Origin of the sequence: Sphingomonas sp., from assembly GCF_035758555.1 — a bacterium.
In the GTDB taxonomy this organism is placed as follows: Bacteria; Pseudomonadota; Alphaproteobacteria; order Sphingomonadales; family Sphingomonadaceae; genus Sphingomonas_B.
Genome location: NZ_DASTXI010000094.1, coordinates 1 through 17,225, shown reverse-complemented (window position 1 = coordinate 17,225; position 17,225 = coordinate 1). Strand labels below are relative to the sequence as shown.

The following is a 17,225-nucleotide window of genomic DNA, read 5'->3' as shown; positions in this document are numbered from 1 at the left end:
CCTGAAGGCAGCGGTCGCGCGTGTCGCGCCGTCGGCCCGGATCGACGCGCACGCCCAGGCACTGGCGCCGTTGCGCGACCTGGTCGGCGCGTTGCGCTGGCTGGCCGGGCTGCTGGTGCTGCTGATGGCGATCGCGACCGCCGCCTGCGTCGTGCTCGCCGCGCGCGCCGCGCTCAACACCCACCGAGAGACGATCGACGTGCTGCACCTGCTGGGTGCGACCGATGTCCAGATCGCGCGGCTGTTCCAACGCCGCATCGCACTCGACGCATTGTTCGGCGGCGGGCTCGGTTTTGCGGCCGGGGCGCTCGTGCTGACTCTGCTCGCCGGGCGGATCGGCGCGGTTGGGTCGGAGCTGGTCGGCTCCGTCCGGCTGGAACCGGCGGCGTGGCTCGCGCTGGTGGCCGTGCCGATGGCGGGCGCGCTACTGGCGACGGCCGCCGCCCGGCTGACGGTCGAACGGGCGTTGAGGCGCATCCTGTGATCCGGCGTCTTGTGTCCGCCTTGATCCTGGTCTGGGTGATCGGGTTCGTCTTCTTCGTCGGGCTGCTGCCGCGCCCCGCCGCGGGCGACCGGCGCACCGACGGCATCATCGTTCTGACCGGAGGGCCCAATCGCATCGAGCGCGGGCTGACGCTGATGCGGGAAGGCAAGGCGAAGCGGATGCTGGTGTCGGGCGTGAATATGGAGGTCGCCCGGCGCGATTTCCTGAAGATGTTCCAGCCGCCGCGCGCGCTGTTCGATTGCTGCATCGACCTCGGGCACGAAGCCGTCGACACTCGCTCCAACGCCGCCGAGTCCGCCGACTGGATCGAAAAGCATCATTACCGCAGCATCCGCCTCGTCACGACTGACTGGCACATGCGGCGCGCGCGGTTCGAGCTGCGCGAGGCGCTGCCCGAGCATGTGACGATCGTCACCGACGCGGTGCACAGCGAGCCCGATTTGAAGGTGCTGCTGACCGAATATCACAAATATCTGCTGCGCCGCGTCGCAGCTTTGGCCGGCTATTGAGATGCGCGGCCTGTTCTTCAAGGCGGTGTTCTATCCCGTGAGTGTCGGGTTCGTGCTGCTGGCGCCGCTGTTCGCGCTGGCGGGGCGGGAGCCGCTCACGCGTCACGTCCACCGTTGGGCGCGCTTTCACGATTGGTGCGCCCGAACCTTGCTCGGCGTGCGCTGGCGGCTGGAAGGCGAAGTGCCGCCCGGCCCCGCGCTGATCGCGATGAAGCATGAGGCCATGTACGAGACGATCGAGGCGCTGCTGTTCCTCGACCGGCCGGCGCCCGTGTTCAAGCGCGAGCTGATGGACATCCCGATCTGGGGCCGCGCCTGCCAGCGCTATGGCGGGATCGTCGTCGAGCGCGAGGCAGGAGCAAAGTCGCTCCGCGCGATGCTCGCCGAGGCGAAGGAGCTGATCGCCGAAGATCGGCCGATCCTTATCTTTCCCGAAGGCACGCGCGTGCCGCACGGGCAAAGGCCGCCGCTGAAATCGGGCATGTCCGGCCTCTATCGGATCCTGGGCCTGCCGCTGGTGCCGATCGCCTGTGACAGCGGCCGGCTGCTGCCCAAGAACGGGCCGAAGCGTTCCGGCACCGTCACCTTCCGGGTCGGCGAGACGATCCCGCCCGGCCTGCCGCGCGACGAAGTCGAAGCGCGCGTCCACGCCGCCATCAATGCGCTGAACGGCTGAACGAAAAACGGCCGGCTCGCGAGGAGCCGGCCGTTTGATTTCAGGCAAACCGCCTAGCGGTCGCTGCGGTTTTGTCCGCCGCGCTGGCCGCTGCTGCCGCCGTGCTGGCGCTTGTCGCCGCTGCCTTGCTGTTGCTGCTGGCGGTTGCGATCGCTGTTAGCACCGCCTTGCTGGCGATTGCGGTCGCGGTCGTTGTTCTTGTTCTGCATGGTCGGGCTCCTTACCCAGTGCTGCGCCTTGGGACGCGGCCGTAGGAACGCATTGCCCGTCAGCGCGGTTTCGGAAAATCGACCAGCCGAGGAGGATCGCCGATGACCTATTGCCTGGGCATGCTGCTCGAATCCGGCCTGGTCCTGATGGCCGACACGCGCACCAACGCCGGGATCGACAATTTCTCGACGTTCCGAAAGCTGCACGTGCTGGCGGACGGACCCGACCGCCAGATCTTCGCGGCAACCGCCGGCAGTCTTTCGGTCAGCCAGTCGGTGATCAGCCTGCTGCAGGAGGACCAGCTCGCCGCCGAAACGGGCGAGCATCGCCGCTGCCTCAGCGAAGCGCCGACGATGTTTCGCGTCGCCCAGCTGGTCGGGGAGGCGGTGGAGCGCGTCGGTGCGACGGTGGGCGAGGCACTGGAGCGCTCCCACATCGATGCCAGCGTCGAGCTCCTGGTCGGCGGCCGGGTGGGCGAGGGGCCGCTGAAGCTGTTCCTGGTGTACAGCATCGGCAATTTCATCGAATGCACGGCCGACGTGCCGTTCCTGCAGATCGGCGAGACCAAATACGGGCGGCCGATCCTCGACCGCGCGCTGCGCCACGAAACGCCATTGCCCGAGGCGGTGAAGATCGCCTGTCTGTCGTTCGACAGCACGATGAAGTCGAACCTGGGCGTCGCCATGCCGATCGACCTGCTGGTGCTGCCCGCCGGCATCGAGCACGCGGTGGCCAGCCGCCGGATCGAGCGCGACGACCGCTATTTCGAGGAGCTGGCCGAGCGCTGGGCCGAGCTGATCTATGACGCCGCCACCGGACTGCCGAGCCCGCCCTGGATGGACGAATGACTATTCGTGGGAGCGGCCGAAATCGGGGCGCGCTTCGTCCTGGCCCTGCTCGACGATCGAGCGGCGGATCGCGCGGGTGCGGGTGAACAGGTCGAACAGCGCGTCGCCGTCGCCCCAGCGGATCGCGCGCTGCAGCGCGGTCAGATCCTCGCTGAAGCGCTGCAGCATCTCCAGCACCGCATCCTTGTTGGCCAGGAACACGTCGCGCCACATCGTCGGGTCGGACGCGGCGATGCGCGTGAAGTCGCGGAAACCGCCGGCCGAATATTTGATGACTTCGGACCGCGTGACTTGCTCCAGATCGGAGGCGGTGCCGACGATCGTATAAGCGATTAAATGCGGCAGGTGGCTGGTGACGGCGAGCACCAGGTCATGATGCTCGGGCGTCATTGTCTCGACGTTTGCGCCGAGCGCCTGCCAGAACGCCTCGACCCGTGCGACGACGGCGGGATCGGTGCCCTCGACCGGCGTCAGGATGCACCAGCGGCCGTGGAACAGGCTGGCGAAACCCGCCTCGGGCCCGCTGTTTTCGGTGCCGGCTACCGGATGGGCGGGGACGATCTGCGCGTTCGGGAGCGCCGTGCGGAGTGCGGCCGCGACGCCGGCCTTGGACGAGCCGACGTCGCTGACGATCGCGTCGGGCGGCAGGTCTGCCGCGATGTCCAGCGCTGCGGCCGCCATCGCGCCGACCGGCACGCAGAGCAGCACCAGATCGGCGTCGGTGACGGCGGCGCCGGCGGTGTCGGCGATGTCGTCGCACAGCTGCAGCCGGTCGGCGACGCTGCGCACCTGCGGGTCGGCATCATGGCCGGTCAGCCGCACGGTCGGCATGTGCTGGCGGACCGCGCGCGCGACCGACGAGCCGATCAGCCCCAGCCCGATGATCGAGACGCGCGCGAAGGGCAGCATCAGCCGGCCTGCTCGACAAGACGGCGCAGCGCGGCGGCGACCCCGCGCATGTCGTCTTCGGTACCGATGGTGATGCGCAGCCCGTGGCCGAGCTGCTGGCCCGGCAGCCAGCGGGTGATGTAGCCGGCGTCCATCAGGCCCTTGTAGGCGGCTTCCGCGGTCAGCCGGCCTTCGAACAGCACCAGCAGGAAATTGGCCTTGCTCGGCACCGCTCGGATGCCGGCATTGCCCAGCCCGGCGATCTGCTCGGCGAACCAGCCGCGCCATCTCGCATTATGGGTGCGGGAATGTTCGACAAATGCGGTGTCGTTAAGCGCAGCCACGGCAGCGTGCTGGCCGGCGATCGTGATGTTGAACGGCAGGCGGATGCGGTGCAGCGCCTCGACAATTTCCGCCGACGCATAGCCCCAGCCGATCCGCTCCGCAGCGAGGCCATAGATTTTGGAGAAAGTGCGCGTGACGAGCACGTTGGCCGCAGTCATGGCCAGCTTCAGCCCGCCGTCATCCTCGCCCGCGTCCAGATATTCCGAATAGGCGTGGTCGAGCACCAGCAGCACGTCGCCGGGCAGGCTCGCGTGCAACCGGGCGATTTCCTCGCGCGACGTGTAGGTGCCAGTCGGGTTGTTCGGGTTGGCGATATAGACGATCCGCGTCTTGTCCGTCACGCAAGCAAGGATCGCGTCGACGTCGGTCGCATAATCCTTGTCGGGCGCGACCACCGGCACCGCGCCCACGCGGCGAGCTGCGATCTCGTAGACCGAGAAGCCGTAGCGTACGAAGATCACCTCGTCGCCCGGCCCGGCGAACGCGCCGGCCGCGAGGTGCAGGATTTCGTCGGAGCCGTTGCCGTAGATCACGCGCGCCGGATCGAGCCCGTGCATGTCCGCGATGGCTTCGCGCACGATCGTGCCGCTCGCATCGGGATAACGCTCCAGGCTGGTCGCTGCCGAAGCGAAGGTCCGGCGCGCCGCTTCGCTGGTGCCGAGCGCATTCTCGTTGGACGAAAGCTTCACGACCTTGCGGCCGTCGTCGGTGGTCGCGCGGCCCGGCACATAAGGCGCGATGTCCATGATCCAGGGCTTTGGCACAGGCGCGAGCATGGCCGGGCGTCTAAAGGAGATTGCCGTCGACGCAAGCGCACCGATAAGGACGCATATGCGCCTCGCCGATCTGGAAACGCCCGCCCTGCTGCTCGATGCCGCGAAGATGCGCGCCAACATCGCCCGGATGAACGCGGCGATGGCGCGCCACGGCGTCGCGCTCCGCCCGCATCTGAAGACGGGGAAATCGGTCGAGGCGGCGCGGGCAATGATCGAGGGCTGGCCGGGCGGCGTGACGGTCTCGACGCTGAAGGAAGCGGACCAGTTTTTCGCCGCCGGGTTTCGCGACATTCTCTATGCGGTCGGCATCGCGCCGAACAAGCTGCCGCACGTCGCGGCGCTGACCCGGCGCGGCGCCGACCTCTCGCTGATCCTCGACAGCGTCGCCGCGGCAGAGGCAGTGGCGGCGTTCGCGCGGGCCGAGGGACTGACGCTGCCGGTCCTGATCGAAATCGACAGCGACCGTCACCGCGCCGGCGTGGCGCCAGACGATGTTGGGCTGCTGACCGCGATCGCCAGCCGGCTCGCGGACGGGGCCGAGCTGCGCGGCGTGATGACGCATGGCGGCGGTTCCTACGATGCGCCCGGCGCCGATCGGATCGCCGCGCATGCCGAGCTGGAGCGATCGGGCACGGTCCGCGCCGCCGAGGCTCTGCGCGCGGCGGGTTTCGCTTGCCCGGTGGTCAGCGTCGGCTCGACGCCCACTGCCCTGTTCGCGCGCGACCTGACCGGCGTCACCGAGGTCCGCACCGGCGTCTATGTGTTCCAGGATCTGGTGATGGCGGGCCTGGGCGTCTGCGCGGTCGACGATATCGCGATCTCGGTCGCGGCGAGCGTGATCGGACACCAGCCGGAGCGTGGCTGGCTGATCACCGACGCGGGCTGGATGGCGCTGTCGCGTGACCGTGGCACCCAGACCCATGCCATCGATCAGGGCTATGGCCTGGTCAGCGGCCATGATGACCTGATCGTCATCTCCGCGAACCAGGAACATGGCATCGTCGCGGACCGTCACGGCCGCCCGCTTGACCTCACCCGCTTCCCGATCGGCACGCTGCTCCGCATCCTGCCGAACCACGCCTGCGCGACCGCTGCCCAGCACGACCGCTATCACGTGCTGGACGGAGGGGAGGACGCCCTTCAGGTCTGGCCGCGTTTTGGAGGCTGGTGAGATGGCCGATCGCGTCGAACGGATCCAATCGCCCGAAACGGCCCCGCCCGGCGGCCATTATTCGGCGGCGACGGCATTCGGCGTTCTCGTGTTCGTCTCCGGTCAATTGCCGGTGCTGGCCGACGGCACGCATGATCCGGCGGCTTCGTTCGAGGAACAGGCGCGCCGCGCGCTGGGCAACCTGCTTGCAGTTGTGCGGGCGGCGGGATCGTCGCCGGAGCGGGTGCTCAAGGTCACCGCCTATGTGGTGGGCATGGACAATTGGCCCGCTTTCAATCGCGTTTTCGCGGAGTTGTTCGGCGACGCCCGTCCCGCCCGCGCCGTCGTGCCCGTCCCGCCGCTTCATCATGGCTATCTGGTCGAAGTGGAGGCGATCGCGGCGCGATGACGGACGCGCGCTTCGGCCTCAACCGGCAGGCTCGCCTGGCCGCGCCGCTTATGCTGGATGGCGGTGCATCGCTGCCGGAAGTCGAGATCGCCTATGAGACCTACGGCATCCTCGATGACGTCGCCTCGAACGCCATCCTGATCTGCCACGCGCTGACCGGCGACCAGCATGTCGCCTCGCCCCATCCGCGCACCGGCAAGTCCGGCTGGTGGCAGCGCGTCGTCGGGCCCGGCAAGCCGATCGATACCGACCGGCACCTCGTCATCTGCGCGAACGTGCTCGGCTCCTGCATGGGATCGAGCGGGCCGGCGAGCACCGATCCGGCGACCGGCGAGCCGTTCGCGATGCGCTTTCCGGTCATCACGGTTCGCGACATGGTGCGCGCGCAGGCGGCTTTGCTCGACCATCTCGGCATCGCACGGCTGAAGGCCGTGGTCGGCGGGTCGATGGGTGGCATGCAGGCGCTCCAATGGGCAGCGACTTGTCCCGAACGGGTCGAGGCGGCGCTGGTGATCGCGTCGTCAGCACGCCACTCCGCGCAGAACATCGCCTTCCACGAAGTCGGCCGGCAGGCGATCATGGCGGACCCGAACTGGCGCGGCGGGAATTATTATGGCGCGGAGCCGCCCGCCGCCGGCCTTGCCGTCGCGCGGATGGCCGCGCACATAACCTATTTGTCCGAAGCGGGGCTGACCGAGAAATTCGGGCGCCGCCTGCAGGCGCGCGAGGCCAAGAGCTTCGGCTTCGACGCGGATTTTCAGGTCGAAAGCTATCTGCGGCATCAGGGGATCAGCTTCACCGACCGGTTCGACGCCAATTCCTACCTCTATATCACCCGCGCGATGGATTATCTCGACATCGCCGAGGAACATGGCGGCAGCCTCGCGGCAGCGTTCCGGGGCTCCGACACCCGCTTCTGCCTGATCAGCTTCGACAGCGACTGGCTGTATCCGACGCGAGAATCGCGCGCGATCGTCCATGCGCTGAACGCGGCCGGCGCGCCGGTCAGCTTCGTCGAGTTGTCCAGCCCGTTCGGCCACGACGCCTTCCTGCTGGAGCATCCGGGAATGGACCGGGTGATCAGCGGCTTTCTGGGGGTTCGATGACGCTTCGCCCCGACCTCGCCATCATCGCTGCGAATGTGGCCCCAGGCACGCGCGTGCTCGATATCGGCTGCGGCGACGGTGCGCTGATGGCGGCGCTGCGGGACGGGCGGGACGTCGACGCCCGCGGGCTGGAGCTCGATCCCGCCAATGTCGCAGCAGCAGTGGCGCGTGGCCTGTCGGTGATCCAGGGCGATGCCGATGTCGATCTCGCCGACTATCCGGCGGACGCGTTCGACTATGCGATCCTTAGCCAGACGCTGCAGACGACGCGCCGCCCGGATCAGGTGCTGGATCAGCTGCTCCGGATCGGGCGCAAGGCGTTCGTGTCCTTTCCGAACTTCGCGCATTGGCGGGTGCGGCTGTCGCTGCTCTGGGGCGGGCGGATGCCGGTGACGCGCCTGCTGCCGCTGGAATGGTACGAGACGCCCAACATCCACCACACCACGGTCGACGATTTCCGCGAATTCGTGCGCGATCGGGGCCTGATCGTCGAAGGCGCCTGGTTCCTGTCGGGCGACAGGCTGACCAGCGCTGCCGCGGCGAATTTCCGCGCCGAACACGCGGTCTTTCTACTTCGGCGCTAGCCCGTTCGCGACGAAGTCGTTCGCGATACGGGCGATCTCCGACAGGTCTTCCTTGTCGCTCCACACGCCGTAGCGCAGGCCCAGGAACACGTTCATGCCGCCGATCGCCCAGGCGTGGATCTCGCCGACATCGGCGCGCACTTCGCCGCGTTCCGCCGCCGCTTCCAGCCGCTTGCGGATGCGCGCGACCGTGCTTTCATAGTGGAAGCGGAAGCTGTCCTGGTCGACGAATTCGGCCTGGTCGATGATCCGGTAGATTTCCTTGTGTTCGCGGGCGAAGTGCAGGAACCAGTCGAGGCCGCGCCGCTCCGCGTCGATCTGGTCCGTCGCTTCGGCGAGCGCCCGGCCCGCGCCTTCGCGAACGGTGTCGGAAAAGTCCCGCACCAGCGCGCGGAACACGTCCTCCTTCGAATCGAAATAGGTGTAGAACGTGCCGAGTGCGACGCCGGCGCGCTGCGTGATCTGGATGATGCCGGTTTCGTGAAAGCCGCGATCGCCGAACTCCGTGGCCGCAGCATCGAGGATCGCGCGCAGCGTCCGCCGCCCCCGCTCGGTGCGCGGCTGCTTGGTTCCGGCTGTTGCAGCGCTGCTACTATCCGGCGCTTTTCGCATCCCCGCTCCTGACCGAAGTTGAAACCCGGTTCAGGTTTCAGTATAGCCGCCGCGACGACGGGCACAAGCCATAGGGAGGGCTGCCCCGTGGGGAGGGAAAAGATGATCAGGATTTCGACGCGCGCGCTGTTCAATGTGGGTGTTGCCGCTGCGGCTTTGACGGCGATGCCGGCATTTGCGCAGGAAGCCCCGTCCGCGCCCGCGCAGGCCGCAGCTGAAGATTCGACCGCCGGCGACCTCGACATCGTCGTGACCGCGCGCCGCCGCGAGGAAAACCTGCTCGACGTGCCGGTCGCGATCACGGCGTTCACCGGAGACGGGCTCCAGCGCCAGGGCGCGATCGACATCACCGACATTGCGGACACGACGCCGAACATCACGGTCGAGACCAGCCGCGGTACCAACTCGACGCTGACCGCCTTCATCCGCGGCGTCGGCCAGCAGGACCCGGTCGCCGGCTTCGAAGCGGGCGTCGGCCTCTACCTCGACGACGTTTATCTGAACCGCCCGCAGGCGGCCGTGCTCGACATCTACGACCTGCAGCGGATCGAGGTGCTGCGCGGGCCGCAGGGGACGCTTTACGGCCGCAACACGATCGGCGGCGCGATCAAATACGTCACGAAGAACCTCAATCCGGACGATGCGGAACTGAGCATCCGCGGTAATCTGGGCGAATATGATCAAGCCGATCTGGTTGCGACCGGCAGCATTCCGCTGACCCAGGATTTCCGTATCGGCGGGTCGGTCGCCCGGCTCAGCCGCGGTGGCTTCGGCGACAACCTCACCAACGGCCTTGAGAACTACAACAAGGACGTGTGGGCCGCCCGCTTCACCGCGGAAGCCGGCAGCCACGACACCGTCTTTTTCCGCCTGAGCGGCGATTATACCCACGACAGGTCGAACCCGCGCAACGGCCACCGGCTGATCCCGGGCCTGCAGAGCGGCGCGCCGGTGCTGGACGACGTTTATGACACCCGCGCCGGACTCGACACGCCGCACCAGGACGTCAAGGCGTACGGCGTCGCCGGGCGGCTCGAATGGGCGGCGACCGACACGCTGACGTTCAAGAACATCCTCGCCTGGCGCAAGGACCGCAGCGCCACTCCGATCGATTTCGACGCGTTGCCCGCCGCCGACGTCGACGTGCCGGCGATCTACCAGAACCGCCAATGGTCGGAGGAATTCCAGGCCGTGTACGAAAGCGACAAGCTGCAGGGCGTCGCCGGCTTCTACTATCTCGATGCCCGCGCCGGGAACATCTTCGACGTCGTACTGGACACGACCGGCGTTCCTCTCGGCTTGCCCGGCTTCACTGCATCCACTTTCGGGGACGTGCGCACCAAGACCTGGGCGGTCTTCGGCGATTTCACCTACAACTTCACCGATCAGTTCGCGGTCTCGCTGGGCGGTCGCTATACCGAAGACAAGCGCCACGCGATCGTGATCCGCAAGAACCTGATCGGCGGCGCGTCGCCGGCACTCGGCGGCGGCGGTGTTCAGTTCGGCGCGCTCACGTCGAATTTCGAGGGCGAGAAGACCTTCAAGGAATTCACGCCGCGCGCCTCGGTCAGCTTCAAGCCGACCGAGAACCACACGCTTTACGCCAGCTATTCGAAGGGCTTCAAAGGCGGCGGCTTTGATCCCCGCGGCCTCTCGACCGCAGCGCCCGACATCAACGGCGACGGCGTGCGCGATCCGGCAGAAATCTTCGACTATTTCCTGTTCGACCCGGAGAAGGTCGACAGCTACGAAATCGGCTGGAAGGGATCGGTTCTCGACAACCGTCTCCGTTTCGCGCTGGCCGGCTTCTATGCCGACTATAAGGACGTGCAGGTGCCGGGATCGGTCGGTGCGGTGATCAACGGCGTGCCGACCTTCGTCGGCGTGACCACCAATGCCGGCAAGGCCACATTCAAGGGCGTCGAGTTCGAGACCCAGGCGATCCTCGCCCGCGATTTCGGCGTCAGCGGCGACCGGCTGAATTTCTCCGGCACGCTCGGTTACATCGACGCGCAATACGACCAGTTCGTCACCAACGTCCCCGGCAAGGGTCCGGTCGACGTCGCCGATTTCCGCCGCATCCAGAACACGCCGAAATGGACGCTGTCGGGCACGCTCGACTATGACGTGCCGATCGGCACCGGCTCGATCGACGCGTCGACGACGGTGTCGTACCGGTCGAAAACGTTCCAATTCGAATCCCCGAGCCCGTTCCTCGACCAGCCCGGCTACGCGCTCTGGGACGCCTCTATCGTCTGGACCAGCGAAGATCAGCGCTACACGATCGGGCTGCACGCCAAGAACATTCTCGACAAGCAGTACATCACGTCAGGCTATCAGTTCTTGGCGACCGACCCGGTAACGGCAGTGCCGCTACGCACTGCGCAGGGGCAGGTGATCCCAAGCCTCGGCAAGGAAGGCGTGGTGACCACCTTCTACGGCAATCCCCGCCAGGTCTTCGCCAGCTTCGGCGTGAAGTTCTGATCTCTTTCCCCTCCCGCCTCTCCTGCGGGAGGGGCGGGTGGGCCCGTTCCGACCTCTCCCCTTCCCACAGGAACGGCCCACCCATTCACTACCGGCTCCGATCGGTCTCGCCTTCGGCCTTTCGCGCCGCCCGCTCCCACGGCCAGCAGCCCTCGATCTCGGTCTCGAGCGAGAAGCTCAGGAAGGTCCGGATCATCACGATGATCGCGAGCAGCCCGACGCTTTCGAAGCTGAGCGGCGCCGTGATCGTACCGATGATGTCGGCGCCCACCAGCAGCTCCAGCCCCAGCAGGATGCCGCGGCCCAGATTGGCGCGATATTGTTCGTAGCTCAGCCGCCAGTTCCGTGAGGCCAGCCCCGCGCGCACGAAGATCGCGGACGCCAGCACCACGCCGCCCAGGATGATGGCGACGCCTGCGATTTCCAGCAGCTTGGCAAGCTGTTCGATGATGGCATGAGCGTCGGACACGGCCCGACAACCGGTGTCCGCCGTTCGGAGTTCCGGAACCCGATCGCCGCCTGCCGGTTGCCGCCGCCATGGAGCTGTTCGGCGTCCATCTGATCGGCGCGAATGCCGCGACCGGGCACAAATTGCTGCTGACGCTCGCCTTCGTGCTGGGCATCTGGGCGATCGGGGCGGTGGTGCGCGCGCTGCTCGGCTGGATCGGCCATTCGGTCGACAGCCCGCGCTTCCGCTTCTGGAGCCGTCAGGGCCTCGCGCTGTTCCTCGCGGCGGCGCTGCTGCTGGGCCTGATCTCGATCTGGTTCGACAACCCTGCGCATCTGAGCACGGTGTTCGGCCTGGTGACCGCAGGCGTGGCCTTCGCGCTGCAACGCGTCATCACCGCCGTCGCCGGCTATTTCGTGATCCTGCGCGGCAAGACGTTCAATGTCGGCGACCGGATCGTGATGGGAGGCGTGCGCGGCGACGTGATCGCGCTCTCCTTCATGCAGACCAAGATCATGGAGATGGGCGAGCCGCCGCCCGTGCAGGACGCGGCGCCGGCGGTCTGGGTGCACAGCCGCCAGTTCACCGGCCGCATCGTCACGGTTACCAACGACAAGATTTTCGACGAGCCGGTCTATAACTACACCCATCATTTCCCGTATCTGTGGGACGAGATCCGGCTGCCGGTCCGCTACCCCGACGACCGCGCCGCGGCCGAGCGCATTTTGCTCGACGCCGCCAGGGCGCATGCGCTGACGCCGGACCGGCTCGACCAAAACCGGCTCGACGAGCTGGAGCGCCTCTACAACCTGAAGGGCCTCGACATCGCCCCGCGCGTCTATTGGCGCATCACCGACAATTGGCTGGAGCTCGCGCTCCGCTTCCTGACGCCGGATCACGGCACCCGCGGGATCAAGGATGCGATGAGCCGGGACATCCTCGCCGCGCTCGATGCGGCCGGCATCGGCATTGCCTCCGCGACATACGAAATCACGGCCGTGCCGCCGCTGAAGCTCGAACCGGCGAGCCCGAACCATGGCTGATCCGGCGGAGAAATTGTCGCCCAAGGAGCGCGAGCAGGTCGAGGAGAACAGCCCCGCGCCGGCCAAGGTCGTCCATGCCTCGATCTCGAAGCAGGGCGAGGAGGAGCTGGAGCGGCCGGCATCGTCGCTGTTCTGGTCGGCTGTCGCGGCGGGCATCGCGATCATGGCGTCGGTGTTCGTCAGCGGCGCGCTGCACCATCATCTGCCGCCGGCGCCGTGGCGGGAGACGGTGGTCGCGTTCGGCTATCCGGTCGGCTTCCTGATCGTCGTGCTGGGGCGGATGCAATTGTTCACCGAGCAGACCGTGGTCGCGATCCTGCCCTTCGCGCGCGAGTCGACGCTCCGCAATGCGGGCCGCGTCGCGCGGCTATGGGCGATCGTGTTCGCCGGCAATCTGGTCGGGACGGCGGCGGTCTCGGCACTGGCCGCGCAGGGGCACGTGCAATCGGATGCGATGCTGGACGGCATGATCGCCGTCGCCGGCAAGCTGCTGGAGCGTGGCGCCTTCGACACGATGATGCAGGCGATCCCGGCCGGCTTCATCATGGCCTCGGTCGCCTGGATCCGCTCGGCCAACAACGAGACCGGCTTTTCCATCGTGCTGGTGCTGACGCTGGCGATCAGCCTGTGCGGCTTCGCGCATGTGATCGCCGGCGCGGCCGAAGCGTTTCTGCTGATGTGGACCGGCCATGCGAGCGTCGGCTGGGTGATCGGCGGCTTCCTGCTGCCGGCACTGGCGGGCAACGTCATCGGCGGCACCGGCCTGTTCGCCGTCCTCGCTCACGCACAGGTCAGCCAGGAGATTTGACGGCGCTGCGCGTCAGAGGCGGCGGAAGTTCAGAACCGCGTTCAGGACGAACACCGTCAGGCCGGCGAACACCGACACGATCACCCGCGCGACCAGATAGTCGATCGAGGTGAAGCGCAGGAACGCGGCATAGAGCGCCATCGTCACGGCGAGGCCGATCGCAGCATTGGCGAGGAAATAGAGATAGCCGCTCGCCAGCCCGCGGTCTGTGCCGCGGAAAATCCAGCTGCGCCCCAGCGCATAATGTAGCGTGTTCGCCGCGACGAAGCCGATCGCGGCGGCTGCAAGCTTGCCGAGGCCCGCCCAGCGCACCAGCGCCCATAGCGCGCCGAGATCGAACGCGAATGCCAGACAGCTGACGACAGTGTTGCGCACCAGCATCGCGCCGGCCTTGCGCGAGAGCAGGCGCGCAACCAGCCCGACCGGCCGGGCAGCCCCCTCAGGCACCGTCATGCGCGGGCCGGCGCCATCGCGCCGTCTAATGGCGCGAGGCCGGGCAGATTGAGAAGACGACGACGAAAACACCGGAAATCACTGGCCTCGCGAGCGGAGTCTCCGGTCAATTGTTCGAACCCGCTTCAGTTCCGGCCGCCGGCCTCCAGCCGTATCAGCTGTCGATCGACTGGCCCATCAGCGACGCCGACGCAAACAGCCGGTCGCGCGCGTCTGCGTCCAGCATTTCGCACAGCAGCGCGTCGAACACCGGCCGGCCATGGCGATGCGCCGCAAGCACCATGCCGAGCAGAGTCGCTTCGTCGTGTGTCAGATGGGCGCAGCAGGGCGGGGCGATCGCGACCGGATCGGGCCAGGCCGCGCCGACGCTGGCGAGCAGCAGGTGCAGCGCACGGGCCGCAGCGGGCGTGCCGAGATGCGTGGCGGCCGCGTCGAGCGGGCAGCGGCGCCCATGCCGCTGCGCGACCACCCAGCTGCGCGTTGCGCGCACGAGCGCCGCTTCGTCGGGAGCGAGATCGCCAAGGCGCGGCGGGGCGGCGAACAGCTGTGCAAGCATGGCTTCATGTCGCATGCTCCTTTATTGCAATCAAGTCGCAATAGCAGAAAGATCAGAACAGGCCCGGCACTTCCCGCTGCGCCGCGCTCGGCCGTGCCGGCCGCAGCAGCTCGCGACGGGCGGCGAGGCGCTGGCCGGTCTGGCCGGTCGGGATCGGCGTGCAGGCCTTGCCTTCGATGAAATCCAGCGCTTGGCGGGTCGACGCCTCCCGCGGGTCGCCGAGCGGGTGGGCGAGATCGTCGCCGGCCTGGCAGGTGACCGGGATGGTGCCGGCCAGGCCCGTGTAGTAGTCGCCGCCGCCCGACGCGTTCTTCGTCGCGAACGCGATCACGCGCAGCCGGTCGTCGCATTCCTTGCGGTCGATCGCGATCTGCCCGACCGGCTTCCCGTAGGTGTTCGCCCCCACCAGCGCCATGTCCCGCCGGAAATAGGGAAGCTGCGAGTTGATCGCGAGCTCGCTTGCCGAGGCGGTGCCGCCGGTCCCGATGAACGCGATCCGCATCGGCGCGACCGACTGGCTCTGCGCGCGGAAGAAACGGGTTTCGTTGCTCGAAGCCTTTTCCGGGCGGAAGACGGTGCGATTCTGCACCTCCGACGAGAAGCGCGCGCGGCCGAGCAGGTCGCCCAGCAATTGCGCGGTCTCTACCAGCCCGCCGCCATTGTAGCGCAGGTCGACGATCACGTCGGTCACGCCCGCCGCGCGAAACTGTCCGAACGCGGTCTTCAGCTGCGAATCGGCGGTGGTGATGAAAGTGCGCAGATTGAGATAGCCGACTTTGCGGCCGCCCTCTTCGATCACCTTGGCGCCGTAGCGGCTGGAGACCGGCTGCAGCGCATAATCGGCCTTGGTGATCGTGATCTCGCGCGTGCCCGACGGGCCGCTGAGGCGCAGCGTTCGCGTCACGCCGGCGGTTGCGGGCCCGAGCGCATCCGACACGCCGCCGGTGCCGCTCGCGGCGATGATGTCGGAGACGAGGCGGAGGCTGCCCGGCGTCTCGCCGATGGCGAGGATTTCGTCGCCCCGGTCCATGCCGCCGGCAAAGGCCGGCCCGCCTTCGAAGCTCTCCGCCACGAACGCGCGCTGCTGTGCCGCATCGGTCGACAGGCGGAAGCCGAAGCCGGCGCTCGATCCGCTATTGTAGAAGGCGTCCTCTTCCTTGATCGAGGTCAGGTAGGTGAAGAACCGGTCGCGGTCCTGCCCGCGGGCAGTGGCGGTCAGCGCATCGATATAGTCGCCGACGGTCGCATAGGGGCCGGGATCGAGGCTCGCCGGCAATGTCTCGGGGAAGAGATACCATTCGTTGAGCACGCCGAAGGCCCAATTCTGGCGCGCGGCGAGCGAGCAGGCGGCGCTAGGCGCAGGTGTGGGCGAAGGCCCGGCCGCGATGGGTCCGCCCGACGACCCGCCGCCACCGCCGCAGCCGGCAAGCGTCGCTGCCAGGGCGAGCAGTGCGCCGAAATCCCGCCAACGCCGAATCACGCAAAACTCCCCGCCGGATCAGCAGGTTATAGCGCCAACGACGAGGTTCAACAAACCTGTCTTATGTTCTGAGCGTCGCTCCCAGCTTTGCTGCCGCCGCCACGATCCTGGCCGACACTGCCGCCAGATCTTCGTCGGTCAGCGTCTTGCCGGTCGGTTGCAGGGTCACCTCGATCGCCAGCGACTTCTGCCCGTCCGGCACGCCGGCGCCGGTGAACAGGTCGAACAGCCGTGCGGATGCGATCAGCGCCTTGTCGGCACCGCGGACCGCGCGGACCAGATCGCCGCCCGCCAGCTGCTCCGGCACCAGGAACGCGAAGTCGCGGGTGACCGGCTGCAGCGCCGGCGGCGTGTAAGCCGGACGGATGCGCCCGCTCGCGCGCTTCGCCGGAATTGCGTCGAGGAAGATCTCGCCCGCAACGACGGCGCCTTCCAGTGCGAACGTCTTCACCAGCGACGGGTGCAGCGCACCGAACTCGGCGAGCACTGTCTTCGGCCCGAGCCGCAGCGTGCCCGACTGGCCCGGATGATAGGCGGCCGATGCTTCGCCCATCACCTGCAGGTTGTCGACGGGCGCGCCGGCTGCGTCGAGCAGCGCCAGCGCTTCGGCCTTGGCGTCGAACGCGCCGAACGGCTGCGCCTTGCCGCTCTGCCAGTCGCGCGGCGCCCGGTCGCCGGCGAGCACGAAGCCGACCGTCGGTCGCTCCGCGTCGCTCAGATAGCGGCGGCCGAGCTCGAACAGCCGGATCGACTTGGCGCCACGATCGGCGTTGCGCTGCGCCGCGGCGAGGAGCCCCGCGAGCAGCGACGGCCGCATCACCTTCATGTCCTCGCTGATCGGATTGTCGAGCCTCCAGGCGCCGCCGCCCAGCGCCGCCGCCTCTTTCTCGGAAATGAAGCTCCAGGTGACGGCCTCGTTCAGCCCGCGCGCGGCGGCGGTGCGCCGTACGCGGCGCTCGATCAGCTGCTCGGGCGTGGCGGTCGGGCGCGCGACGCCGTCTGCGCGCGGCAACGGCGTCGAGGGCACCTTGTCGATACCGGCGATCCGCACGACTTCCTCGACCAGGTCCGCCGGCCCATCCACGTCGCGCCGCCAGGTGGGGACGGTCACCGAAAGCCCGCTCGTCCCGAGCGCAGTCGAGGGGGGTTGCTCCGAGCCTGTGACGCGCCCCTCGACTTCGCTCGGGACGAGCGGTTCTACAGCAAACCCCAATCGCTCGAGGATCGCGCGCTGCTCGTCGGCCGGCACGTCGAGCCCGCCGAGACGCAGGCACAGGCCCGGATCGTAGCTGAGCTGCTTGCGCTCGACCGGCGGCCGCCCGGCCCGCGTGACCG

The 17,225-nt window shown here is 67.9% G+C and carries 19 protein-coding genes and 1 pseudogene; 11 read left to right on the top strand and 9 right to left on the bottom strand.

Features of this window, described 5'->3' with window-relative positions; all coding sequences use genetic code 11:
• The 3 genes from VFT73_RS05755 to VFT73_RS05745 form a co-directional block, all read left to right on the top strand.
• Positions 1-484, top strand: a 484-nt coding sequence (locus tag VFT73_RS05755) for an FtsX-like permease family protein (protein WP_326409210.1), incomplete at its 5' end; no start/stop codon positions are given.
• Positions 481-1,014, top strand: coding sequence for a YdcF family protein (locus VFT73_RS05750; RefSeq protein ID WP_326409209.1), 534 nt, complete (start codon positions 481-483; stop codon positions 1,012-1,014). The genes VFT73_RS05755 and VFT73_RS05750, both read left to right, overlap by 4 nt.
• 1 nt (position 1,015) lies before the next feature.
• A complete protein-coding gene (locus VFT73_RS05745; RefSeq protein WP_326409208.1) occupies positions 1,016-1,690 on the top strand; it encodes a lysophospholipid acyltransferase family protein in 675 nt (224 codons plus the stop codon).
• Positions 1,691-1,743: 53 nt separating this feature from the next.
• Here VFT73_RS05745 and VFT73_RS05740 read toward each other — a convergent pair whose 3' ends face one another.
• The gene (locus VFT73_RS05740; RefSeq protein ID WP_326409207.1) at positions 1,744-1,899 is read right to left on the bottom strand and encodes a hypothetical protein; all 156 of its coding nucleotides are present in this window, start codon (positions 1,897-1,899) and stop codon (positions 1,744-1,746) included.
• 102 nt (positions 1,900-2,001) lie between these two features.
• Here VFT73_RS05740 and VFT73_RS05735 point away from each other — a divergent pair, with 102 nt between their 5' ends.
• Positions 2,002-2,748 (top strand): peptidase, encoded by a 747-nt coding sequence (locus VFT73_RS05735; protein WP_326409206.1) that lies wholly within the window; start codon positions 2,002-2,004, stop codon positions 2,746-2,748.
• Here the strand turns inward: VFT73_RS05735 and VFT73_RS05730 are convergent, their stop codons facing one another.
• Positions 2,749-3,657 (bottom strand): prephenate/arogenate dehydrogenase family protein, encoded by a 909-nt coding sequence (locus VFT73_RS05730; RefSeq protein WP_326409205.1) that lies wholly within the window; start codon positions 3,655-3,657, stop codon positions 2,749-2,751.
• Positions 3,657-4,757, bottom strand: coding sequence for a histidinol-phosphate transaminase (hisC, locus tag VFT73_RS05725; RefSeq protein WP_326409204.1), 1,101 nt, complete (start codon positions 4,755-4,757; stop codon positions 3,657-3,659). The genes VFT73_RS05730 and hisC overlap by 1 nt, the downstream gene beginning before the upstream one ends.
• Here hisC and VFT73_RS05720 point away from each other — a divergent pair.
• Genes VFT73_RS05720 through metW form a run of 4 tightly spaced genes read left to right on the top strand, consistent with a single transcriptional unit; the run spans position 4,726 to position 8,006 of the window.
• Positions 4,726-5,928 carry an alanine racemase gene (locus VFT73_RS05720; protein WP_326409203.1) on the top strand — a complete coding sequence of 401 codons (1,203 nt, stop codon included), beginning with the start codon at positions 4,726-4,728 and terminating at the stop codon, positions 5,926-5,928. The two genes, hisC and VFT73_RS05720, sit on opposite strands and share 32 nt — an antisense overlap.
• Position 5,929: 1 nt before the next feature.
• Complete coding sequence (locus tag VFT73_RS05715) at positions 5,930-6,316, top strand: RidA family protein (RefSeq protein WP_326409202.1); 387 nt, start codon at positions 5,930-5,932, stop codon at positions 6,314-6,316.
• A complete protein-coding gene (metX, locus tag VFT73_RS05710) occupies positions 6,313-7,422 on the top strand; it encodes a homoserine O-acetyltransferase MetX (RefSeq protein ID WP_326409201.1) in 1,110 nt (369 codons plus the stop codon). Before VFT73_RS05715 ends, metX begins: the two co-directional genes overlap by 4 nt.
• Positions 7,419-8,006 carry a methionine biosynthesis protein MetW gene (gene metW / locus VFT73_RS05705; RefSeq protein ID WP_326409200.1) on the top strand — a complete coding sequence of 196 codons (588 nt, stop codon included), beginning with the start codon at positions 7,419-7,421 and terminating at the stop codon, positions 8,004-8,006. The genes metX and metW overlap by 4 nt, the downstream gene beginning before the upstream one ends.
• Here the strand turns inward: metW and VFT73_RS05700 are convergent.
• Complete coding sequence (locus tag VFT73_RS05700) at positions 7,992-8,618, bottom strand: TetR/AcrR family transcriptional regulator (RefSeq protein ID WP_326409199.1); 627 nt, start codon at positions 8,616-8,618, stop codon at positions 7,992-7,994. The genes metW and VFT73_RS05700 overlap by 15 nt on opposite strands.
• 102 nt (positions 8,619-8,720) lie before the next feature.
• On the opposite strand from VFT73_RS05700, the gene VFT73_RS05695 reads away from it, so the two are divergent.
• Positions 8,721-11,102, top strand: coding sequence for a TonB-dependent receptor (locus VFT73_RS05695; RefSeq protein ID WP_326409198.1), 2,382 nt, complete (start codon positions 8,721-8,723; stop codon positions 11,100-11,102).
• 88 nt (positions 11,103-11,190) lie between these two features.
• Here the strand turns inward: VFT73_RS05695 and VFT73_RS05690 are convergent, their stop codons facing one another.
• Positions 11,191-11,571, bottom strand: a complete 381-nt coding sequence (locus VFT73_RS05690; protein WP_326409197.1) for a DUF1622 domain-containing protein — start codon at positions 11,569-11,571, stop codon at positions 11,191-11,193.
• Positions 11,572-11,639: 68 nt separating this feature from the next.
• Here VFT73_RS05690 and VFT73_RS05685 point away from each other — a divergent pair, with 68 nt between their 5' ends.
• Both VFT73_RS05685 and VFT73_RS05680 read left to right on the top strand, forming a co-directional pair.
• Positions 11,640-12,593 carry a mechanosensitive ion channel family protein gene (locus tag VFT73_RS05685; protein WP_326409196.1) on the top strand — a complete coding sequence of 318 codons (954 nt, stop codon included), beginning with the start codon at positions 11,640-11,642 and terminating at the stop codon, positions 12,591-12,593.
• Positions 12,586-13,401, top strand: coding sequence for a formate/nitrite transporter family protein (locus VFT73_RS05680; RefSeq protein WP_326409195.1), 816 nt, complete (start codon positions 12,586-12,588; stop codon positions 13,399-13,401). Before VFT73_RS05685 ends, VFT73_RS05680 begins: the two co-directional genes overlap by 8 nt.
• 12 nt (positions 13,402-13,413) lie before the next feature.
• On the opposite strand, the gene VFT73_RS05675 is transcribed toward VFT73_RS05680, so the two are convergent.
• From VFT73_RS05675 to VFT73_RS05660, 4 genes and pseudogenes are all read right to left on the bottom strand, one after another.
• Complete coding sequence (locus VFT73_RS05675; protein ID WP_326409194.1) at positions 13,414-13,854, bottom strand: GtrA family protein; 441 nt, start codon at positions 13,852-13,854, stop codon at positions 13,414-13,416.
• 154 nt (positions 13,855-14,008) lie between these two features.
• Complete coding sequence (locus VFT73_RS05670) at positions 14,009-14,425, bottom strand: addiction module antidote protein (protein ID WP_326409193.1); 417 nt, start codon at positions 14,423-14,425, stop codon at positions 14,009-14,011.
• Between the two features lie 37 nt (positions 14,426-14,462).
• Positions 14,463-15,887: a S41 family peptidase gene (locus VFT73_RS05665; RefSeq protein WP_414712798.1), complete on the bottom strand. Its 1,425-nt coding sequence runs from the start codon at positions 15,885-15,887 to the stop codon at positions 14,463-14,465.
• Positions 15,888-15,951: 64 nt separating this feature from the next.
• Positions 15,952-17,225 (bottom strand): annotated as a pseudogene (locus VFT73_RS05660) (phenylalanine--tRNA ligase subunit beta); the annotation flags it as partial.